Below are 20,196 nucleotides of genomic sequence, written 5' to 3' on the forward strand. Positions count from 1 at the left end.
GCGATTGCGAGATACAGGAAGGCTGCGGTGGCGGACTGGATGCCGGGCCGTTGCCACTCCGCGCCGCGTAACCAAGGCTTAAGAAATCGTCCGGAGGGCGTCGTGGCGTTATGCCGGTGCGTCACGCAAGATCAACGAAATACTGAAGCTGTTCCTGCGCCTTTGCGTTCGATGGGTCGACGCTGAGAACCTCGTTAAACTCGGCACGCGCTTCATCATACATCCCGAGTGTGGCGTACGTAAGGCCCAAATCATTGCGGATCTCCACCGCATCTGGAGCCAGATCTCTCGCGTGCTTCAGCGTAGCCAGTGACTCATCAAACATACCGCTGAAGTACTGCACAAGGCCCATCTGGTGACGAACCTCGGCCCAGTCGGGGTTCTCTACGAGCAGTTCCGTGAGGATTTTGAGCGCCTCCTCGTACTTGCCCGACTGCTTAAGCGCTACCGCCTGCTCAAGTTGGTCAGATGTCAATCTGGAAGTCATATTCAGCAGTGGTGCCTCCCTATGCGCCTAGCCAGCAAATGAGACGCGCAATCGATCGCCGTGCATTACGATCGGTATGGAGTTCGTGCGCAGGCATTGTATCACGATACGAATCCATAAAGCAAGCCGGATGAGGTGCGAGCGCGGGCCGAGTGATTCGGCTCCGCAAACATCCGGCGCTGTCAGCGACCAGGCTCGTTTGCCGACCCGTTTTGCAGCTCTCGCTCCAATGCCTCTGCGTGCGCGCGCCAGGGCGAGTGCGGAAATCGCCGTGTGAAGTGCGCCATAAGAATGCGCGCTTCCGGTCTCCGGTGCAACTGATAGGTGTAGAGCGTAATTGCCTTGATCAACGCCGGCTCAGCGTCGGCGGCATCGCTCCACGACATTGCGCCTTGCTCGAGGATTTGAGCCGCGGCGCTGAACTCTTCGCGCTCTTCCAGTCCAGCCGCCAGAATCTGCCACTCTCTTGGGGTTAGTATTGCACCCGGATTACGTCGCAACAGCAACTCGCATGCCGGCGTGGAAGCGGCCCACAGTCGCGCCGCTTCGGCGCGACTGCCACGATCGAGCAGCATCTTCTGCGCTTTCGCCAGCGCTTCCGCTGCGGCGCGCTCATCGCCGAGCGCCAGCCACGCCGGTACCAGCGCGGAGGTTGCCTGGATGTCGTTGGGAGCTTGTGCGAGCACACGGTCAAGTCGCCGGATTGCCGCCGCCGGCGAACCCGCCGCGAGCGCCTTCTCCGCATCCTCCTGTAAGTACGAGTTGCCGGCTTGTTGCTGCAGGTGCAGCATTCTAGCCACGATGAGGCCAATCAGGAAGCCGCCTACATGCGCCCAGTGCGCCACGCCGGTAGCCTGCTCGCCATGAAGCACGCTGTACAAACCGCCGGCCATCTCCAGGAAGAGGAGCAGGCTGATAACCGAGACGACATGGGGCTTCCAGGGGATACCGATCAGTGATAACCGCGCCCGGTAGTATCGTAGAGAAAATGCTCCCATGAGCGCGGCGCAGCCGGCCGATGCGCCGACGATAGGCATCCCTCGCTGCTCAGGCGCCAGGGTCAACGCACCAAAAGCCCACTGGAGTATGCCTCCAGCCGCCCCGCCGATCATGAAGATAGCCAGCATCCGCTTCCAGCCAACAGCATCTTCCACGCCGGAGCCAAAGACCCATAAATAGAACGCATTTACCAGGAAGTGCGCCAGACCTACGTGGACCAGCATGTACGTCAGCGGCGACCAGGCGTGCGGTGCAACAGCGGAGATGCCCAGCGCATTCACGATGGCGGTAACCGCGTTGGCGCGCCCTGTGAGCTGCATGGCTTGAAGCACCAGAGCCAGCGCGCCTGTAAGAGCTATCAGAATCCACGAAACAACGGGGCGGCCGCGCACCTGCCGATCCGAATCAAAAGGAATAATCACGGAGTGGCTCGCAACCGGTAACTCATCACAGGTGCCTACGTATCGCCGTATTCGGCGAATAGCGGTGTTGAGAGGTAGCGTTCACCCGTAGAAGGCAGTATCGTCACAATGAGACGCCCGTCCATTTCCGACCGCGCTGCCGCGGTGAGCGCCGCCCATGTGGCTGCGCCTGAGGAGATGCCGGCGAAAATCCCCTCTTCGCGCGCCAGACGCCGCGAGCACTCCATGGCGTCTTCGGGCGTAACGGCGATCACTTCATCGTAACAGCTTGTGTTGAGAACCGCGGGTACAAAACCGGCGCCCAGGCCCTGGATTGATGGAGGCGCAGGTGCTCCGCCGCTGAGCACGGCGGAATCGGCCGGCTCCACGGCAATCGCGTAGAACTCCGGTTTACGGGACTTTATGACCTCCGCAACGCCGGTGATTGTGCCGCCGGTGCCCACACCGGCCACCAGTACGTCACACTGGCCATCTGTGTCGCGCCAAATCTCTTCCGCGGTCGTACGCCGGTGGATCTCCGGGTTGGCCGGATTCTCAAATTGCTGAGGGAGGAAGTAACTGCCCGGCTGGGTCGCGGCAACTTCCTCGGCTTTGCTGATCGCGCCAAACATACCCTCTTCCCCCGGAGTCAAAATGAGCTCCGCGCCGAGTGCGCGGAGGAGTGCACGACGCTCGCGAGACATTGTGTCGGGCATCACGAGGATGCACCGGTAGCCACGGGCGGCGCAGACAAAGGCCAGCGCGATGCCGGTGTTGCCGCTGGTCGGTTCGATAACGGTAACGCCCGGCTTGAGCACGCCCGTTTGCTCGGCAGCATCGATCATCGCGACGCCAATTCGGTCTTTGACACTCGACAGAGGATTGAAATACTCGAGCTTGCAGACCACCCTTGCCCGCAGGCCTGCTGCCATCCGGTTGAGTTGAACCAGCGGCGTGTCGCCGACCAACTCGGTAACATCGTGGGCTATTCGCATAACAGGCCAACCGAGCTCAACTGCCCGGGTTCATATTCCATGGCGCATCGTGAGGCGTGCATCGCCTCGCTGTTTTTTTGCCGCCAGTGCGGCAATTGTTGTGCTGCGAAGACCCTCGATGACCCGCTGCTGAACATCCTCTTCGAGTCCCTTCAACACCGCGTTGACGCACTGGCCCGGCACTGCTGAACTGGACTCACCATCACAATGAAACAGGTTCTCGCCTTCAGTAACGGCAGATACCACGTCCAGTACGGTAAGGCGGTCGCTGGGGGCGGCAAGCACATAACCTCCGCCCGCACCCCGGACACTCCGTACGATGCCGGCCGCCTTGAGCGCTGAGAGGATTTGACCGAGGTAGGGCGCAGGTATCTGCTGCCGGCGCGATATATCACGGCTCTGGACAGGCCGGTCGCCCGGCTGCATGGCAAGGTCCACCGCAGCTGCGAGGGCGTAACGGATTCGTGCGTTGAACAGACCCATATTGTTGTCGGAAGTCGGTTTCGGTGACGGCGCTCAGTGGGTGCGGCGCGGTTCACAGCCGGCGAAGTATACGCGCCATCGCGCCTGTTGAAAGTCTACCCTGCCACCTGACCGGCTCTGTCCGCAGATGTGGACTCAGCCTGCTTCGCCGCGCGCCAGAGCTCGTCCCAGCTCGTCGGTGAGAGCGCTTCTAGAGCGTCGCCGCGCCGCGCGGCCTCGGCCTCCATCCACCTAAAGCGGCCCGTGAAGCGATGTACCATATCGCGCAGCGCCATTTCCGCGCTAATGTGCCGCCAGCGGGCAATCTGGATCACGGCGAAGAGGAGATCGCCCAGTTCAGCCGCGGTCTCCTCCTGCGAGCCCAGGTTTACCGCCTCCTTAAGTTCGGCAAGCTCCTCCTCCACCTTCTCCCAAACGCCCGCTATGTCACTCCATTCGAAGCCGGCGCGCGCCGCCCGCTCGCTCACTTTCTGGGCATGCTGCAGCGCGGGCAGGCTGGATGCAATGCCGGTCATTACCGACGCCGCAGGTAGATCGGACGCCCGCTTCTCCTCACGTTTGATGCGTGTCCAATTCGTGAGGACCTCGTCGCTACCGGAAACGGTCAAGGCGCCAAAGACGTGAGGATGCCGGCGCACCAGTTTGGCAACTATCTCAGCCATTACATCATCCAACGTGAACCGGCCGGACTCGCTGGCAAGCTGAGCATGGAATACCACCTGCAGGGCAAGGTCGCCGAGTTCTTCCTTCATCGCTTCGGCATCGTCGGAATCTATGGCGTCCAGGACTTCATACGTCTCCTCGATGAGGTACTCGCGTAGAGAAGCGTGGTCCTGCTCCAGGTCCCATGGGCACCCTTTAGGCGACCGGAGCCGCGCCATGACGCCGGCAAGGTCACGGAAGCCCGGTTTACGGTCCTGTGCGATCACCGCCGGCACCAGAACTGCCGTAAGGTGGTCGAACGGGCGCCGATCCAGTTGGTACAACGGACCCCACTCAACCACCGGGTGGTCGCTAGCGCCTGCACCCTGCAGGACGGCGACGCGGTGGCTGTCGCTATACCACCGCATCAGCGCGAGCTTGACCTCCGACGCAAGCGCGGTGTCGTACACCTGAAAGATCAGCATTGGGCGAGTGGTGTCGGGGTCGGCGCCAGGCGCCAGTCCGAAGTCATCGGCGACGCAGTTCGCCTGCAGAGAATGCGCATCGCGAATATCGCAACCATCTGGAAGGTCGCAGCCGGCCGCCATCAGTGCAGCTTCCCAAAAGCTGCTGGCCGGCACGATCTCTACCGGGATGCCACGCTCGGCGCTCAGCGCGCGCACCTCCGCCACAGCCACCTCGCCAAGCAAAGGACTACCGGGTACGGCATACGTTACGTGGCAGTCGGCGGCTGCCTGCACCAAAGACGCCGATATGGCCCTGTACACCTCCGCAAAGGTGGAGTGCCGCGCATACAACTCGTCAAAGGTCTCGAAAACGAGGCCCCAATCGCGAATGAGGCTTACAACCGGATGGCGAGCCGTTCGCAGCAGCAGCTTTCGCCCGGTGGCGCCCGGGTCTCCTGCCAGTCGCAGTGCCTTCTCGGCGCCGCGGGTCAGCCAATCGCCGGAGCCCGGGCCAAGGCCAACCAGCGTTATCGCCCCCATAGTGTTCTCTACTTGTGCGGCACCGCAATCTGCTTCGGCGGAGCCTGCGGAGCAACGGATACCGCACTGGTTTCCGGTGGGACGATATAGGTGCTAACCAGCGGCTGGTACCGGTCGATATAGATACGGATCGTGGAGCTGCGCGCGAAAGTGCCGATTTCGTCCGTTGCGTGCTGCACCCAGTTGGGAAACTTCTGCTGCAGCAACTGCTGGTCTAAAGCCATACTGACTTCATCCAACGATGGGATACGCGATGGCGTTGTAGACACCATCTGCGCCAGCACGTACACCGTCTGCGGCGCGCCTCCATTCTGGGCCGGCACCGAGATCTCGATTGGGGCAGCGGCAAACTGCCCTGGAGTCAAATGCGCCAGCGCTGCCTGCAGGTTTGGCGGTGCGGTGGTGCTATCGATTACGGAGGTCTGACCCACCAGGCTGGCAGCGGCGGCAGGCAACCCCGCCGCAGCAGCCGCCGCCTTGAAATCTCCGCTCTGTCTCAGTTGGGGAAGTACCTGGGTTCCGATCGCAAGGCTGCCGACCGGCATCGTGCGGATCGTCCACATTTCCGGTATGGCCAATTGCGCCGAGTGGCCTTTGTAGTACTGGGCAATCTCGCTGGCATCTACGTGCGCGCCGTCCGTTCCAATGCCAAGTTGCTCCCACTCGGTCTTGATCTGCCGGTCGAGGCCGGACTGGGATAACTGACCGGTCTTCAATTGGTCCTGAAGGGTCGGATTGCGACTCGTGAAATACGTGGCGTATTTCGCGATGTCCTCTGCAGAGGGTACGGCATGGCGCTGGGCCGCTAACTGGTCGACCAGCTCGCTTTTAACAACGTTAATCAGAGCAACGCCACCGGCATCGAGATTGGCGCCGGCGGGGATGGTGCCAACGCGCATGAGCTGTGGCACGTACTCGTCATATGTGATCGCACGATTGTTCACTCTTGCAATAATCTTCTCGCCCTGACAGCCGGTTAGCGCGGCAAGGGCACTGGCGCACAGCAACGCCGCCGGAATGCGGCTAGATAGGCGAAACATGCAAACTCCTCGTTTGGATAGTGCCACGCGGGGCAGTGAAGTATAGCATACGGCCGCCGCGCCCACTTCGGGCAGTGCTGGTCGGTCGATTGCTTGACACACGTTGGGTTCGCCCTCATAATGCCGGATATGACAGTACGGGCGGGCAGCTCCGATGGGCGCATACCGCGGCGTAGAGGCGCTAACCGGCGGCGGTCTCCAATCCGCACCTTCATTTCCCTCGCGTTTCTAGTAATCGAGGGCGTTGTGGCCGTCGGTGTGGTTGCGTTTTTGGGCATATTCTGGAAGTTCTCATCGAACCTACCCAGTGTTGCCAACCTCAACATAGATTCCAAGCCGCCGGTGGCGACCACGATATGGTCCAGCGATGGCGTACTGCTCGGTAGCCTCGAAGTTCAAAACCGCGTGCCCGTCAAGCTCGCCGAAGTGCCACGAAGTGTTCAGCTGGCTACAATAGGAATAGAGGATCACCGCTTCTACGAGCACAAGGGCATCGATATTATTGGAATCATGCGCGCAATGTGGGCGAACCTGCGCGGTGAGAACCTGACATCACAGGGCGGCAGCACGCTCACACAGCAACTGGTGCGCCACATCAAGCAGTTTGGTGTTTCACGCCAGAAGCTTTACAGCAGAAAGATCCGCGAGGCGCTTTACGCGATCCGGCTGGAGCAGGTCTACAGCAAGGCCGAGATTCTCCAGATGTACCTCAATGCTGTGTACTACGGCGGCGGCGCATGGGGCATTCAGGCGGCGGCGGAGACGTACTTCGGTAAGCCGGTCTACCGATTGGACCTCGCAGAGGCTGCCCTGCTTGCCGGGCTGCCACAGCGACCGGCTGCGTTTACTCCCTTTGAACATCCAAATGCCGCAATCCAGCGCCGCAACGAGGTGCTGGACCATATGCATCAGTACGGGTATATCACCGACGAGGAGTGGAGCCAGGCGCGTGCCGAGGTACCTCACTTTGCCCCTCATCGCGCCCATCGTAACTGGTTGAGCTTCAAGGCGCCGTACTTCGTCACTTACGTACTCAACTACCTTACACGTAAGTACGGCTCCGATTTTGTGTACTCCGGGCTCAAGATCCAGACGACACTGAACTACAGAATGCAGGTCCTGGCGCAGAAGGCATTTGATGACGGCCTGCGCAGAGCATCGGGATATGGCGCGAACCAGGGCGCACTGGTGGCAATTGACAATCGCACCGGATTTATCCGGGCGATGATCGGCGGTCGGGCTTTCCGCACCAGCCAATTCAACAACGTGACGCAGGGTATGCGCCAACCAGGTTCCGCGTTCAAGCTGTTCGATTACGCCGCGGCATTCGATACCGGAGCCGCCACGCTCCGAACTACCTTCGTTGATCGACCCGTGCCATACCCCGGCGATCCCAAGCATCGGGTGGTCAAGAACTACGAGAACCGGTACTCATATCATAGTATCAGCTGCCTTAGCGCAATCAAATTCTCCATGAATACGATTGCCGTGCAGGTGGCGATGCGTACCGGGATTGGGACCACGATCGCATACGCGAAGAACATGGGCATCACCACGCCGCTTGCCCCGGTTCTTCCCACGGCGCTTGGCGCATCCTCGGTCCGGCCTCTCGATCTCTGCTCCGCCTATTCGGTTGTGGCCGATTCCGGCTCGCGCATGCTGCCGATGGCGCTGAAGAGCGTAACCGATGCAAGCGGCGACGTCATCGAGGAGCATGCGCCCCATGAAATCACCGGAATCCTTCAGCCTGGCACTGTGGACCAGTTGAACACCGCGTTCGAGGCGGTGGTGCGCGGCGGTACCGGCACGGCGGCGCGGGGGAACAGCTCCAACGGAATCATCGACCAGGCACGAGGTAAAACCGGCACAACCAGCGACAACCGGGACTCATGGTTTGCCGGATATACCCCGGAACTCACCTGTGTGATCTGGCTCGCCAGTGTGCATCACAACAGCAAGGGGTCGGTGGAGTATTTGCCAATGCCGCGGGCAACGGGTGGCGACATCTGTGCGCCGATCTGGCATGACTTTATGATCCAGGCGTTGCCGATCGAGCAGAAATGGTTGAATACGTTTGCTGCACCGGGCGCGGCAACTCCCGTGGCTACGCCAAAGTCCGCAACGAATTCGAACGCTAAGGGAGCGGATGTTGATACAGGCGCCGCGAACTCCGCGACGTCGCCATCCGGCAAATCGTCGACACCCGGGATAATCGTGCCGTCAGACACCCAAACCACGCCGTTTGGAAGCGTACCATCGCCACCATCGCCGGATTCTGGCGCCGCTGACGCTACGCCGGCGGATACCGGCCTCGCACCGGCACCGGCTCGCCAGCCGGCCAGTACCTCCAGCCAATCCGAACTCGTGCCTGTCAGCATCTGCGTGGAGTCCGGCAAGCGCGCAACAGAGTGGTGCCCAGTAGTGAAAACGGTGATGATGTCTCGTCGCCGGGCAGCTCGGCTGGGAGTCTGTACGCTCCACAAGGCGCCTCCTGGCGAGTAGAACAAAGCTTTCGCAGCCGTCGCCGGTGCGCGGCGGGCTTGACAGGTCTTTGGATAGCGCGATACACTCATGCCGCAAGCGGCGTTGCCGCGCCGCCGCCCGTGGCCCCTTACAGGTTTGCTTTGCCGTGTGGAGCGCGCGGGCCGAAACGCCGTTATGATTCAGCTTTGCCACATATCCGTCGGTTATCCGAGCGGTGCGATGGCGCTGGACGATGTATCACTCTCCATTGCACCCAACGAGTTTGTCTTCCTGGTAGGGCATACGGGAGCGGGTAAGTCGACACTGCTCAAGCTGCTTTATGCTGCGCAACACCCCACCTCCGGGCAGGTCCGTGTCGCCGGCCTGGACGTGTCAAGCCTGCGCGATCGCGACGTTCCCTGGCTGCGGCGCCGGCTTGGCGTGGTTGTTCAGGATTTCGGACTGCTCCCCGATAAAACCGTCTACGAGAATGTGGCATTTGCGCTGCGCGTAACCGGCGCCGGCTGGCGAGAAGTGCGCAAGCGCGTACCGCAAGTGTTGGAGATGGTTGGCGTGATGCACCGCCCGGACGCGTTTCCTCACCAGCTTTCCGGCGGTGAACAGCAGCGGGTGGCCATAGCCCGCGCGCTGGTGCACGAGCCGGCTGTACTCCTGGCGGACGAGCCTACCGGCAATCTGGATCCGGCTACCTCTGCGGGAATCATCCAGCTGCTAGAGTACATCAACAAGCGCAATACCACCGTTGTGGTGGCTACACATGACGCCGCGATCGTGGATATGATGCAGCGCAGGGTTGTGGCGCTGGCCGGCGGTAAGATCGTTCGCGACGATGCCATGGGCTCGTACCATGAGCAAGCGCCAGACGTGGGCGAGGCGGCAATTTGCGGCTGAACAGCGTACCATTCTTGATTGGTGAGTGCCTCCAAAGCGTGCGCCGGAACGGCTTGATGTCGATAGCCGCGCTGGGAACGGTAACCGTAGCGATTACGGTGCTGGGTGCTACGCTGCTGGCGGCCGGCCGGGTTAAAGCGCTGGCTGACGCACAGCCGGCACGGTTTAACGAAATCAACGTGTTTCTGCATACCAGTGTCGACCGACGCGACGCGCTCAAGCTGGCAGATGCGCTCCGGCAGCTTCCGCAGGTTAGCGGAGTCCGCTTGCTGAAGCGCGAAGATGCATGGGCCCGTATCCAGCGTCGCGAGCCCTCCCTCGCGCAGAATGTTGCCGGCAACCCGCTGCCGGACGCACTCGCGATTTCAGCAGTTGAGCCGGGCGAGCTGCCGGCGCTGGCTGGCAAACTGCGAAATACGGCGTTATATCCACAAATAGCCAACGTTACCGATGCAAGCAGCGAGGTCCGCGCCATGCTGGGCTTTTCGCGAGTAATTCGGGTTATGGGCAGCCTTGCTGCGATTGGTCTTTTCATTGCCACACTTTTCATCGTCTACAACACCATCCGCTTGACGTTGATCGCGCGGCAGAAGGAGATCAAGATCATGCAACTGGTAGGCGCTACTGCCGGATTCATCAGACTGCCGATGGTGCTTGAAGGCGTGCTCTACGGATTCACCGGCGGCCTGATTGCATCGGTAATTCTGCTTTTGGCAAGTCTGGAGGTTGGGCGCTTTCTGAGCAGCCTGAAGTCGCCGCTGCTCGACTCCGGCGCCGCCGGGCTAACCGGTTCACAAATCACGCTGTTTCTTGTGGTGCTTGGCGCAAGCATTGGCGCCATCGGTAGCCATCTTGCAATTCGGCGTTTCTTGAGGGTGCTCTAGTGAGGCTCGGCGCTGTATGTGCCTGCGCTTTCATGTTGAGCCTGGCAGGCGGCGTGCAGGCACAGCGGCCCAGGTCGCACGGTACGGCAAACAAGGAGGCAACCCGCATCAAGCGCGCGGCGCTTGTACGCAAGCTCCATACCGTCCGGGTGAAAGCGCACGCCGCCCATGCACGCCTGGTTTCCGCCCGAAGCCATGAGGCGATCATTCGCACCGGCCTGCGTCAGGTGCGCGCTAACATAACGGGCGTAACGGCCCGGCTGAACTTCATCGGTAACCGCTTGAGTGAGCTTGCAGACTCCCACGTGAGGGTGCGCGTTCGAATCGCAGACCGCGAGAACGAACTCGCCACCCGGCGCCAACTGCTCGCTGCTCGCATTCGCGAGGAGTATGAGCGCGGCGACACGACGTACACGGAGGTACTGCTGCAGTCACGCTCACTCAGCGACCTGCTTTCTCGCGGCTACTACGTTCGGCGCATTGTTCACAGTGATACCGCGTTGATGGCGAGCGTTCGCCGCGCACTCGACGCCATTCAGGCGGATGAGCACACGATCGAAGTGCAGCAGCAGGCCGAACAGCAGTTGGCGGGGCAATACGAGCAGCAGAAGTCCACGCTGGCCGCTGACCTGCAGCAGCGCGGCGTGCTGCTGAACGCGGCGCACCTAAGGGCTGCGCAAGCGCAGCAGGACTTCGAGGATCTGGAGCAAGAGTCGCGTGAGATGACGGGCAGGATCCGTGAACTCACCGGCGCGCTGACCGAGTCCGGCATATCGCTGCCGGCGTTTCATGGTCACTTCATCTGGCCATGCGCCGGGCGGATCACTTCGCCGTTTGGTATGCGGTTCCATCCCATCCTGCATCGCTGGCGAATGCACACCGGTGTGGACATCGGCGCACACTACGGTACACCAATTCACGCTGCTGCCGCTGGTGTCGTGATTATGGCCGCCTACGAACGCGGTTATGGCAACTGTGTGATCATCGCGCACGGCGGCGGCATGTCAACGTTGTACGGGCACTGCTCGGTGCTGCTTGTGCACTACCACGAGCAGGTCAGCCAGGGGCAGGTTATTGCCCGGGTTGGCGCCACGGGCATGGCCACAGGCCCGCACCTTCACTTTGAAGTCCGGCGCAATGGCGTGCCGATTCGACCTTGAGCTTGCCGAGTCAGGCGCGTTTGCGACCAAGCAGTTCCATAAACTCGGCGCGGGTCCGCTGGCTCTCCCGAAAGCGGCCAAGCACATGGCTTGTAACCATATCGGTGCTCTGCTTTTCCACTCCACGGGCCATCATGCAAAGATGCTGTGCCTGAAGGACGACAGCAACGCCGGCCGGCTCAAGCACGGTTTGGATGGCGTCGGCAATCTCAACCGTCAGCCGCTCCTGCACCTGGAGACGACGCGCGTACATGTCGGTGATCCGGGCGAATTTTGAGAGTCCCAGGATCTTGCCGTTTGGTATGTAGGCTACGCTGGCGTATCCAAAGAACGGAAAGAGATGATGCTCACACATTGAGAAGAATTCAATGTCTCGAACGATGACCATGTCGTCCGCTGTTGCTTCGAACACGGCGCCGTTCACAATCTGCTCCAGGCTCTGGCCGTAACCCTGCGTTACATACCGAAGTGCCCTGGCAGCGCGCTCCGGGGTGCGAACTAGACCCTCGCGCTCCGGGTTCTCCCCAATGTCACGAATTGCTTCCTTCAGCAACTGCTCCAGCTTGTCGCTCATTCGGTGGTGCTCTCCTGAATGGTGAACGCATTGCTTCGCGTTTCGTGCAATGTGATCTTGTGGAGGCGAACCGGACTGGGGATCAGCGGCGAGAGTACGTCCCACATTCGCTGAACAATGTTTTCCGACGATGGGATCGTATCCTTGAACTCAGGCAGGTCCAGGTTCAGGTTCCGATGATCATAACGATCAACGACGGCGGTGTGTACAATGGCGTCGAGCGCGCCAGGCTCAATCACCTTGCCCGTGGCGTCATCCATTGGGCCGGCGACGGTAACATCAAGCACGTAGTTGTGGCCATGGCCATTAGGATTGTTGCACTTGCCGAACAGCGCTTCATTCTCGTCCGGTGAGAGCTTGGCACTGTACAGCCGGTGGGCGGCCGAGAACTCGTAGGTGTGCGTAACCAGCAACACGACAGGCTCCTTTGCATATGGATCGTTAGCGGGCAATTCAGCCGTAAATAGAGCACCTGGTGCTTCCAGGATCAGTTCATGGAGCCTGGCTTTCTGCGGCAGCTCGGTGGTAAGAGCTCGAACCATCCATAGAAGCAGCCGCTCATGTGTAAATCCGCCTGGGGTCGCTCCTGTTCGGGCGTTGAGTTGCATCCCTGTCAATGGATCAACCACTGCATCGCGCAGACACCGATTCAGATCGGTGATGTTGATCACGAGCCCCGTTCGGGAGTCGACGCGGCCGGTGACCGAAGCAGCTACCACGAGTCCAGCGCCGAACCACCTCGGCGCCGACGGATCGCCATTGGACCATGCCACGGAGAGCTGCACCCGGCGTACGAGGCTTATCATGCTAATCTCCGGAACGGGCGACCGAGATCGGCCGGAGACCGGCTCCAGAGTCCGCCGGCAGCAAGCGCAATGAGCGTTGCAGCATAGGGTAGGGCGAGGAACAAATCGTAGGGCAGGTGGGCATTGAACGCCTGAAACTGGAACTGCAGCGCATTGGCTGCGCCGAAAACCAGCGCAGCCACCATACAGCCCCACGGGTTCCAGGCTCCGCTGGTTACCACTGCCAGCACAATAAACCCGCGTCCGGCGGTCATGTTCTCAACAAACGTATTGTTTTCACCAACGGCGAGGTAGGCGCCGCCCAGCGAGGCCATTGCGCCGCAGAACAGCAGCGCGCCAACACGAATCCGCTGGACCGGCACTCCGGCTGCAGCGGCCGCGAACGCGCTCTCCCCGCAGGCGCGAAGGAGCAGCCCTGTGCGCGTACGGAACAGGAACCAGGCGATTACCGGCGTGAGAGCGAACGCAAACAAAACCAACGCATCCTGACCGAAGAGAACGACGCGCAGTTGTGCCGTCTGCAGAAAAGTACCGGTCGCACCAAACATCGAGCGGTAGACGACGCCTGTGACGCCAAGCGCAAGTAGATTTACGACCACGCCGACCACAACCTGATCGGCGCTGAGCCAAATGACGAAAATGGCCGTAAATGCGGCGACGAGTATTCCGGTGACGGCGCCGACAAACACGCCGGTCCATGCGCTGTGGCTGGCACGTGCGGCAATTGCGGCCGCAAAGGCGCCGGAGAGCATCAAGCCTTCTAGCCCAACATTAATCACCCCCGCTCTCTCGCTGACGACCTCACCGAGCGCAGCGAGCATTAGAGGCGCCGCCATGCTGACCATGGCAGCGATAACACCGAAAAGAATGGTCACCGGAGATTGTGCAGCAGCTGGTGCGTTATGATGGATCAACCCTCCTGCGCTTTACGTCGCTCGTTCCACGCGCGTGCGGCCACGATGGCCAGTACGGCCGCGGCCTGGACCACGTAGATGATTACGGACGATACATGTGTATTTCGTTCGAGGTTGCCACTGCCGGCCGTCAGCGCGCCAAAGAACAGCGCCGAAGCTGCAATGCCCCCCGGGCTCAGTCCGCCGAGCAGCGCGACCGGAATCGCAGTATAACCCCAACCCGGTGAAAAAGGCGCATACAACCGCCCGGTGATCCCAAGGAGCTCTACAGATCCGGCCAGCCCTGCCAGTGCGCCCGAAACCAGCATCGCCTGCATCCGAACGCGTGCAACGCGGATACCGGCCGATCGCGCGGCTTCGGCATTGGCGCCCACAATGCGAAGCCGAAGCCCGGGCAGCGTCCACCAGATATAGGTCGCGGTCAGTGGCGCCATGGCAAATGCCAGGAGCACGCCGGTGTGCAGCCTCGTCGCGATTCCGTTTGTTATTTCGGGCGGAAGCATCCGGGCGAACAGTACGCTATTGGGCAGTGCACGCGATTGCGGCATGTGCCGGCCCGGCTCCTGGAGCGGACCTCGAACCAGCCAGCTGACAAGGTGGATGGCGAGATAGTTCAGCATTATGGTGCTGATAACTTCCTGAACGCGCCGCCACCTGCGCAGCGCTTCGGCTGCAGCGCTCCAGAGTGCGCCGGCGAACGCGCCGGCTGCCACCAGCGCGAAACTGCCGGCGGGACCGTGCATGGCACGGCACGAGACGCCGATGGTCGCTGCTGCCGCTGCTCCAACCAGAAGCTGGCCATCAGCGCCGATCGTAAAGATGCCGCACCGCCAACCGACCATAACGCTCAGGGCGGTCAGCAGGAGCGGCGTCGTTTCCACCAGCGTCTCGGAGAGGGCGTTCAGATGTCCGCCCGCCGTTCCAAAGGCACCTTCTCCCAACAACCTTAGCCCAACTACCGGCGAAACGCCGAGCGCGGCCAGTGTCGCTGCGATCAGCGCCAGCAGCCCCATGGCATAAAGAGCGATATTTGCAAGTCGGTATGTGGCGGACAGGATCCGCGACTTCGGCTGATGCATCTCTGCCACGGTCATGCGGTGTCGCTGTGCGTGGAGGAAGCGCCGCCAATCAGCATGCCGAGACCGGCTCCGGTATTCCAGGAGCCCTCTGCGTGCCGGAGCTCTCCTGCCGCTACAATGGCTAACTGGTCGGCGTACGCGCGCAGTTCGTCCAGGTCGGTTGAGAAGAGGATCACTGCGGCGCCGGCCCTGGCTGCGGACGCAATGCTATCAAGTACGAACTTGCTGGCGCCGATGTCGAGCCCGCGGGCGGGATTCACCGCGATGAGAAGGTCGGGTCGGGCATGCAACGCGCGCGCCACCACAATCTTCTGCTGATTGCCGCCGGAGAGCTTTGAGGTGGTGGTATCGATCGATCCGGCGCGTATATCGTAATCCTGCATCATCTGACGCGCCAGTGCGCGCAGCCGCCCAATGCGCAGCAAACCGCACCGGGCATATTCCGGCTGTGCCGCGGCATCCCACACCAGGTTGATCCAAACCGGCAAATCAACGGCAAGTCCGGCGTGACGCCGGTCCGGTGGTACGTAGGCGACTCGCGGCGGAGCTTTCGAAGGCTCCAAACCCGACCACGAGAGCGAACCGATTTGCGGCCACCGTATGCCGGCCAACAGTTCAGCCAGCTCTGCCTGTCCGTTTCCATCCACTCCGCCAATGCCGTAAACCTGCCCACCAGGCGCGGAGAACGAGACGTTCGTCAGAATGGCGCGTCCGTCTTCGCTCAGTACCGTAAGGTTGGATACGGTGAACTTCCGCGATGATGCACTGTCCGGTTGTGGCGTGATTGTCGCGCCGGCTGGAGGTGGTGCAGTTCCAACCATAGACGCGGCCAATTCGGAGGTACTCGTCTCCTTCATTCGTCCGCTGAAGACGCGCCGACCTTGCCGCAGTACGGTCACGCGGTCGGCTATTGCGGTTATCTCATTCAGCTTGTGCGCGATGAGCAGAACCGAAGCGCCACCATCGCGCAGTTGGCGCAGAACCCGGAATAGCTCGCCGACCTCGTCGACACTCAGAACTGCAGTCGGTTCGTCAAAAATCACGCATCTGGCGCCAAACGCCAATGCTTTTGCGATCTCAACACGCTGCTGCGTGCCAACCGGCAGCGACTCCGTAATCGCTTGTGGCTCCAGCGTCCAACCCAACTCAGCCGCCTTCCGCAGTGCTGGTTTGGCAGCATTGAGCACACCACCGGCGACTCGGCGCTCCGGTGCACGGTTTCCGGGTTGGAGCAGCGCATCCAGGCTCAGGTTTTCGGCTACCGTAAACGCCGGAACGAGGGAGAAATGCTGATGCACCATGCTGATGCCAAGGCGTCGGGCTGCCCTTGCGGAATCGATCTGCGCCGGAATGCCCGCCAGGCGAATTGCGCCCTCATCCGGCTGGATCAGGCCGGCGAGTATATGCATCAACGTACTCTTACCGGCGCCGTTCTCGCCGAGGACGGCGTGGATCTCACCCAACCCCGCTTCCAGGTCAACCGCGTCGAGCGCCTGCGTCTGGCCAAAGCGCTTCGATATGCCCGAGGCCACCAGCCACGGATCGGCGCCACTCGGCTGCGGAGCGACCGCGTTCACGTCTGCTCCTGCGCCCCGTATTCCCTGCTGACCGTGTTCAATTCGCTTGCGGAATCACAAGTTTACCGGTGACAATTGCCTGTTGGGTTGAAGCGAGCCGCGCCTCAAGTCTTGGCGGTATTTCGGTTCGCAGTTCGGGGTTAATTACAAATCCGATCACACCGGATGCCATGTCAAATGGCCGTGAATTCGGTTTGAAGGTACCGTTTTTGGTGGCTTGCGCAATCTGCAGGAAGGCGGCGCCGATATTGATCGGCGCACTTGCCAGAACAACATTGGGCGCCACGCCATTCTGATCACTGTTCGTTCCCAGCGCATAGATGCGGTGTGTCGCCGCGTCGCGCTCCTTTACGGCTTGAAAAACGCCGGCGGCCGCCGCATCCAGGTCCTGAATCACCACGTCGGCGCCTTGATCAATGAGTGCGAGCGTGGCTTGCTTTGCCTTGCCGACATCGTCCCAGTCACCGGTAAAGACAGGTGGCGCCACAATCACGCTCGGGCTGACGGCATGCGCACCGGCCGCGTAGGCCGAGAATACGCTCTCCAGCGGCACAATCTTCTCGGCGCCTACAGCGCCGATTCGCCCACTTTTCGACATGCCGGCGGCGAGCATCCCTTCGAGGTAGGCGCCATCCTCCAGCTTCAGTACAATCGGCGTCGTGTTTACTCCAACCCGTCGTCCGGATGAGATAACGAACAGAGTCTTTGGAAATTCCGACTCCATCCTGATGGCCGCGGACTCGTATTCCGCGCCGTGGCCAATCACAATGTTGTAACCCTGGCTGGCAAAGGCTCGCAGATTCTCCTGTTGAGCTCCCGGCGTAGGCGCTTCAACATTCTCAACCTGTGCGCCCAGTTTCGACTTCAGGAGTTGAAGGCCGGCATATGCGCCGGCATTCCAGCCGTTGTCGCTTGTGGGTCCTGAAGTAATAAGGGCTACACGAAACGCGGAGCTAGTCCCGGCTCCGGCCTTACCGCCTCCAATAGCCGACGCCGGCTGACGCCCGCAGCCTGTCGCAGCAAAAGCCACTGCCGATAGAGTAAACGTAAGGAATAAGCGGCTTGAAGCCATAACGTCTGACCTTCTCTGCATATCGGGCTGGCCGTCCTCCAGTCTGCGCCGTATTTGGCGCGTCAAGAGTCTACCAGATTGCAGACGAGCGTTCAGGCAACACCGCACTTCACGGAGCGACGGTTCGGTGCGGTATCTGGCCGGCAAGCGCCAAGCCGCACGCTGTGACGGCGATTGTGATCACCAGCAGAGAGGGAATACCGCCGATTGCCGCATGCTGAAGTCGCCATACGATGACTCCTCCCAGCCACGGGAATATGGCGGACGGCACGAACAGAAGACTCAGCATTGCGATGAGGAGTGCCCGATCCTCCTCGGGCGCGTGAACCAGGAGATAGTGGTTGGTCGCGATCCACAATGCCCAGCCGAGGCTTCCTCCAAGGAGGAAGAAGACGCCGCAGAATAGCCATACCGACAGGCTTCCTGCCAACAAACCAACCGCCGGTGTTGCCACACATGCCACGGCCACAGCACGGATAGCCGCTGCTGCCCCTCTCCGCTCGGCCAGTACCGTCCAGCAGGGAATCAGCACCATGGCGCCCAAGGCGGCGGCAGCCTGGAAAACGGCTCCCCAGTCGTCACTCAGGCGGTACCTGCTAGCCGCGTACAGCACGTAAAACGGCGCAGCCGCCATGCCGAAGCTGATGAGCATCTGCGCAGCGGCAAGTCGCCGAAATGCCTGATCGGTGCGCACGACGCCGAGGATGCGTGAGCGGTACATACGGAGGGACGGTCGGGCCGGAGGCAGGTGGCCTGATGGTGCGAGCGGCTCGTGGACGAAGGCGATGCCGATCAGCGAGACCATATACATAAAAGCGGCGCCTGCCGCGAGCACCGCGTAGTTTGCAGCGAATGGCAAACGCGGATTGTGGAGAATAGCGCGTACGACGAGGCCGGCGACCAGTGCAACCACGATCCCCGTCAGAATCTGCGTGCCGGCAAAGAACCTTCCGCGAGTTTTGTCGGTGAATGCGCGGGCTACGATCTCCATCCAGAAAACGTATCCCAAACCATCGCCTAACGCCCACAAGCTCAATAGAATCACAACCGCGACCAATGCCTGATGCCGCCCGGAGCTCATGGTCGCCCGCATCAGGGCGAACGGCAACAGCAGCAGTGGGCCGCGCGTAGCAGCGCAGATTGCTATCAGTGCCGGTTTCTGTCGACGCAGCGACGGGGCAAACCAGGCAACAGCCACCTGGAGTCCATTAAAGCCAAGAAACCGGATCGCCGCGAATGCGCCGATGACCACGCCGGAGGCGCCTAGCCGCCGGCAAAGGAGCGGCAGCACGGCATTCTCATCGAGGAATGCCATTCCGATAGCGAACGCGGTCACATCGACCGTCAGCGCGAAGAGGTTGCGCCGCACAACTGCATTGGTGCGCCAGCCGGCGTGTGCATCGCCAGGCGCGGCATCGGAGCCCGGCACTGCCTGAACGGCCGGAGGTGCGTCGAATTGCATGCGGTAAATGTGACGTCACGCGCTAAGACGGCCCGCCTACGAATAGGCGGGCCGGCAAACCGGGCATAGCAGCTACCGGCCTAACCCACTATAAGGACCACCCGAACCACGATCCAGAAGATAACGAGCGGCCAGGAAACATGGAACGGGCGTCCAACACGGTTTCCGGCAGGGCGCACCTGCTCGGTCGAGAGTGGTGTGTTATCCCAGAAGTCCGCCGTGCGTCTTGCTGGCCATGCTGATGAACACGCCAAGGGCTACGCAGCCACCAACCAGCAGTACACCAATCAGAATGATTATCGCCTCAACCGGGTCGAAACCTTTACTGTCACCCACGCGGCGTCTCCTGTTTTGTTAAAGCCGAATAACTTGCGTCCAGCATGCCTTGCGCCGTTATTATAGCCTGCCCGTGGGCGGACGAGTCAAGGCCGGCATCACACCGTCCGGCTGGATCGGCGGTCAGTACTTTCGACCCAGATCTTCGAGGTTAGAGCGTTTGAGGTCTTCAGGCGTCATGGCTATACGGAACTCGCAGTCCGCCTCAAAGCTGAGAAACCATGGTTCAGCCAGGGCTGGGATCTCCGAGGCATGATCTACCTGCACCACCAGTACCGCCCCGCGCGATCCGCTGTGCTCGGTAAAATACGCCGCTTCCGGCTTGGTTGCCTCAAGGATTCTCGTGATCGTTTCGCCGACCGACCCTTCACGCAGCATCGAGTTGAACGGCTCCGGTGGAAGGGTAACGTGCAGCAGCATTCGCATGGTGGACCTCGATGTGGGATGCCTACGGGTGACGGCGATCGCCGTCCGGGACATAGATTACCTGCAAACCGTGCGCTGCGTCGCTCGCTGGAAGTGTGGTGAGAATCCGGCCTGTTGGCAGCAGGTTCTGGCATTAAGGTCAAATCGTACCGCTGCCTCGAGCCACAGCGTCAGCACTTGTCCTATGCCTGGTACGCAGGAGAACGACGCCGAGCCGCCTCAGCAAGGTAACGATGAAGATGCAGCCGCCGGCGAGCGGTTGGCCGTGCGCCTACAGGTCTCGATTCCGTCATCCGGCCTCGTCTCCGCGGAGTGCGACTGTCTGCACGCCCTCTTCGATGCCGGTACCTGCGGTTTTTCGGCCAAGCTCAGCGCAATAAGCATCTCCTCAAGCGCCTTGCCGCTCACCGTCCCACATCATGCATCGCGATGAGCCGTACGTACAGCGTGACGGCCGCCGGCAGCGCTATGACACTT

General features: G+C 61.2%; 19 protein-coding genes. 5 read left to right on the forward strand and 14 right to left on the reverse strand.

Going from position 1 to position 20,196, the window contains the following annotated elements:
* Nucleotides 1-121 precede the first annotated feature (121 nt).
* The 6 genes from KGJ62_07120 to KGJ62_07145 all read right to left on the reverse strand — a co-directional run bounded on the left by KGJ62_07120 (nt 122) and on the right by KGJ62_07145 (nt 6,054).
* Nucleotides 122-475: a tetratricopeptide repeat protein gene (locus KGJ62_07120; GenBank protein ID MDE2126343.1), complete on the reverse strand. Its 354-nt coding sequence runs from the start codon at nt 473-475 to the stop codon at nt 122-124.
* Nucleotides 476-669: 194 nt separating this feature from the next.
* Nucleotides 670-1,878 (reverse strand): rhomboid family intramembrane serine protease, encoded by a 1,209-nt coding sequence (locus KGJ62_07125; GenBank protein ID MDE2126344.1) that lies wholly within the window; start codon nt 1,876-1,878, stop codon nt 670-672.
* Between the two features lie 65 nt (nt 1,879-1,943).
* Nucleotides 1,944-2,882 carry a cysteine synthase A gene (gene cysK, locus KGJ62_07130; protein MDE2126345.1) on the reverse strand — a complete coding sequence of 313 codons (939 nt, stop codon included), beginning with the start codon at nt 2,880-2,882 and terminating at the stop codon, nt 1,944-1,946.
* Nucleotides 2,883-2,912: 30 nt separating this feature from the next.
* Nucleotides 2,913-3,365: an Rrf2 family transcriptional regulator gene (locus KGJ62_07135; protein MDE2126346.1), complete on the reverse strand. Its 453-nt coding sequence runs from the start codon at nt 3,363-3,365 to the stop codon at nt 2,913-2,915.
* Nucleotides 3,366-3,460: 95 nt separating this feature from the next.
* Entirely contained in the window at nt 3,461-5,014 is a 1,554-nt protein-coding gene (mazG, locus tag KGJ62_07140; protein MDE2126347.1) for a nucleoside triphosphate pyrophosphohydrolase, read from the reverse strand.
* A gap of 8 nt (nt 5,015-5,022) precedes the next feature.
* A complete protein-coding gene (locus KGJ62_07145) occupies nt 5,023-6,054 on the reverse strand; it encodes a peptidyl-prolyl cis-trans isomerase (GenBank protein MDE2126348.1) in 1,032 nt (343 codons plus the stop codon).
* A gap of 246 nt (nt 6,055-6,300) precedes the next feature.
* Between KGJ62_07145 and KGJ62_07150 the strand changes: the two genes are divergently transcribed.
* The 4 genes from KGJ62_07150 to KGJ62_07165 all read left to right on the forward strand — a co-directional run bounded on the left by KGJ62_07150 (nt 6,301) and on the right by KGJ62_07165 (nt 11,473).
* Nucleotides 6,301-8,556, forward strand: coding sequence for a PBP1A family penicillin-binding protein (locus KGJ62_07150; GenBank protein ID MDE2126349.1), 2,256 nt, complete (start codon nt 6,301-6,303; stop codon nt 8,554-8,556).
* A gap of 156 nt (nt 8,557-8,712) precedes the next feature.
* Nucleotides 8,713-9,429: a cell division ATP-binding protein FtsE gene (ftsE, locus tag KGJ62_07155; protein MDE2126350.1), complete on the forward strand. Its 717-nt coding sequence runs from the start codon at nt 8,713-8,715 to the stop codon at nt 9,427-9,429.
* 56 nt (nt 9,430-9,485) lie between these two features.
* Nucleotides 9,486-10,313, forward strand: a complete 828-nt coding sequence (locus KGJ62_07160; GenBank protein MDE2126351.1) for an ABC transporter permease — start codon at nt 9,486-9,488, stop codon at nt 10,311-10,313.
* A gap of 32 nt (nt 10,314-10,345) precedes the next feature.
* On the forward strand, nt 10,346-11,473 hold the full coding sequence (locus tag KGJ62_07165; GenBank protein ID MDE2126352.1) for a peptidoglycan DD-metalloendopeptidase family protein: 1,128 nt from the start codon (nt 10,346-10,348) through the stop codon (nt 11,471-11,473).
* A gap of 10 nt (nt 11,474-11,483) precedes the next feature.
* Here KGJ62_07165 and folE read toward each other — a convergent pair whose 3' ends face one another.
* From folE to KGJ62_07205, 8 genes are all read right to left on the reverse strand, one after another.
* Complete coding sequence (gene folE / locus KGJ62_07170; protein MDE2126353.1) at nt 11,484-12,047, reverse strand: GTP cyclohydrolase I FolE; 564 nt, start codon at nt 12,045-12,047, stop codon at nt 11,484-11,486.
* Complete coding sequence (locus KGJ62_07175) at nt 12,044-12,853, reverse strand: 6-carboxytetrahydropterin synthase (GenBank protein MDE2126354.1); 810 nt, start codon at nt 12,851-12,853, stop codon at nt 12,044-12,046. Before KGJ62_07175 ends, folE begins: the two co-directional genes overlap by 4 nt.
* The gene (locus KGJ62_07180) at nt 12,850-13,728 is read right to left on the reverse strand and encodes an ABC transporter permease (protein MDE2126355.1); all 879 of its coding nucleotides are present in this window, start codon (nt 13,726-13,728) and stop codon (nt 12,850-12,852) included. The genes KGJ62_07175 and KGJ62_07180 overlap by 4 nt, the downstream gene beginning before the upstream one ends.
* A gap of 35 nt (nt 13,729-13,763) precedes the next feature.
* Nucleotides 13,764-14,861 carry an ABC transporter permease gene (locus KGJ62_07185; GenBank protein MDE2126356.1) on the reverse strand — a complete coding sequence of 366 codons (1,098 nt, stop codon included), beginning with the start codon at nt 14,859-14,861 and terminating at the stop codon, nt 13,764-13,766.
* Entirely contained in the window at nt 14,858-16,423 is a 1,566-nt protein-coding gene (locus KGJ62_07190) for an ATP-binding cassette domain-containing protein (protein MDE2126357.1), read from the reverse strand. Before KGJ62_07190 ends, KGJ62_07185 begins: the two co-directional genes overlap by 4 nt.
* Before the next feature lie 37 nt (nt 16,424-16,460).
* Nucleotides 16,461-17,495 carry a BMP family protein gene (locus KGJ62_07195; GenBank protein MDE2126358.1) on the reverse strand — a complete coding sequence of 345 codons (1,035 nt, stop codon included), beginning with the start codon at nt 17,493-17,495 and terminating at the stop codon, nt 16,461-16,463.
* Between the two features lie 109 nt (nt 17,496-17,604).
* The gene (locus KGJ62_07200) at nt 17,605-18,957 is read right to left on the reverse strand and encodes a hypothetical protein (GenBank protein MDE2126359.1); all 1,353 of its coding nucleotides are present in this window, start codon (nt 18,955-18,957) and stop codon (nt 17,605-17,607) included.
* A gap of 459 nt (nt 18,958-19,416) precedes the next feature.
* Nucleotides 19,417-19,719, reverse strand: a complete 303-nt coding sequence (locus KGJ62_07205) for a panthothenate synthetase (GenBank protein MDE2126360.1) — start codon at nt 19,717-19,719, stop codon at nt 19,417-19,419.
* 184 nt (nt 19,720-19,903) lie between these two features.
* Between KGJ62_07205 and KGJ62_07210 the strand changes: the two genes are divergently transcribed.
* Nucleotides 19,904-20,152: a hypothetical protein gene (locus tag KGJ62_07210; GenBank protein MDE2126361.1), complete on the forward strand. Its 249-nt coding sequence runs from the start codon at nt 19,904-19,906 to the stop codon at nt 20,150-20,152.
* Nucleotides 20,153-20,196: the final 44 nt, after the last annotated feature.

Source organism: Armatimonadota bacterium (genome assembly GCA_028871815.1).
In the GTDB taxonomy this organism is placed as follows: Bacteria; Armatimonadota; Chthonomonadetes; order Chthonomonadales; family Chthonomonadaceae; genus REEB205.

Bases quoted from the DNA above. Each gene is read 5' to 3' on its own strand.
- cysK (MDE2126345.1), bottom strand. From the start codon at position 2,882: ATGCGAATAGCCCACGATGTTACCGAGTTGGTCGGCGACACGCCGCTG.
- KGJ62_07135 (MDE2126346.1), bottom strand. From the start codon at position 3,365: ATGGGTCTGTTCAACGCACGAATCCGTTACGCCCTCGCAGCTGCGGTG.
- mazG (MDE2126347.1), bottom strand. From the start codon at position 5,014: ATGGGGGCGATAACGCTGGTTGGCCTTGGCCCGGGCTCCGGCGATTGG.
- KGJ62_07145 (MDE2126348.1), bottom strand. From the start codon at position 6,054: ATGTTTCGCCTATCTAGCCGCATTCCGGCGGCGTTGCTGTGCGCCAGT.
- ftsE (MDE2126350.1), top strand. From the start codon at position 8,713: ATGATTCAGCTTTGCCACATATCCGTCGGTTATCCGAGCGGTGCGATG.
- KGJ62_07160 (MDE2126351.1), top strand. From the start codon at position 9,486: ATGTCGATAGCCGCGCTGGGAACGGTAACCGTAGCGATTACGGTGCTG.
- KGJ62_07165 (MDE2126352.1), top strand. From the start codon at position 10,346: ATGTTGAGCCTGGCAGGCGGCGTGCAGGCACAGCGGCCCAGGTCGCAC.
- folE (MDE2126353.1), bottom strand. From the start codon at position 12,047: ATGAGCGACAAGCTGGAGCAGTTGCTGAAGGAAGCAATTCGTGACATT.
- KGJ62_07175 (MDE2126354.1), bottom strand. From the start codon at position 12,853: ATGATAAGCCTCGTACGCCGGGTGCAGCTCTCCGTGGCATGGTCCAAT.
- KGJ62_07185 (MDE2126356.1), bottom strand. From the start codon at position 14,861: ATGACCGTGGCAGAGATGCATCAGCCGAAGTCGCGGATCCTGTCCGCC.
- KGJ62_07195 (MDE2126358.1), bottom strand. From the start codon at position 17,495: ATGGCTTCAAGCCGCTTATTCCTTACGTTTACTCTATCGGCAGTGGCT.
- KGJ62_07200 (MDE2126359.1), bottom strand. From the start codon at position 18,957: ATGCAATTCGACGCACCTCCGGCCGTTCAGGCAGTGCCGGGCTCCGAT.
- KGJ62_07205 (MDE2126360.1), bottom strand. From the start codon at position 19,719: ATGCGAATGCTGCTGCACGTTACCCTTCCACCGGAGCCGTTCAACTCG.
- KGJ62_07210 (MDE2126361.1), top strand. From the start codon at position 19,904: ATGCCTGGTACGCAGGAGAACGACGCCGAGCCGCCTCAGCAAGGTAAC.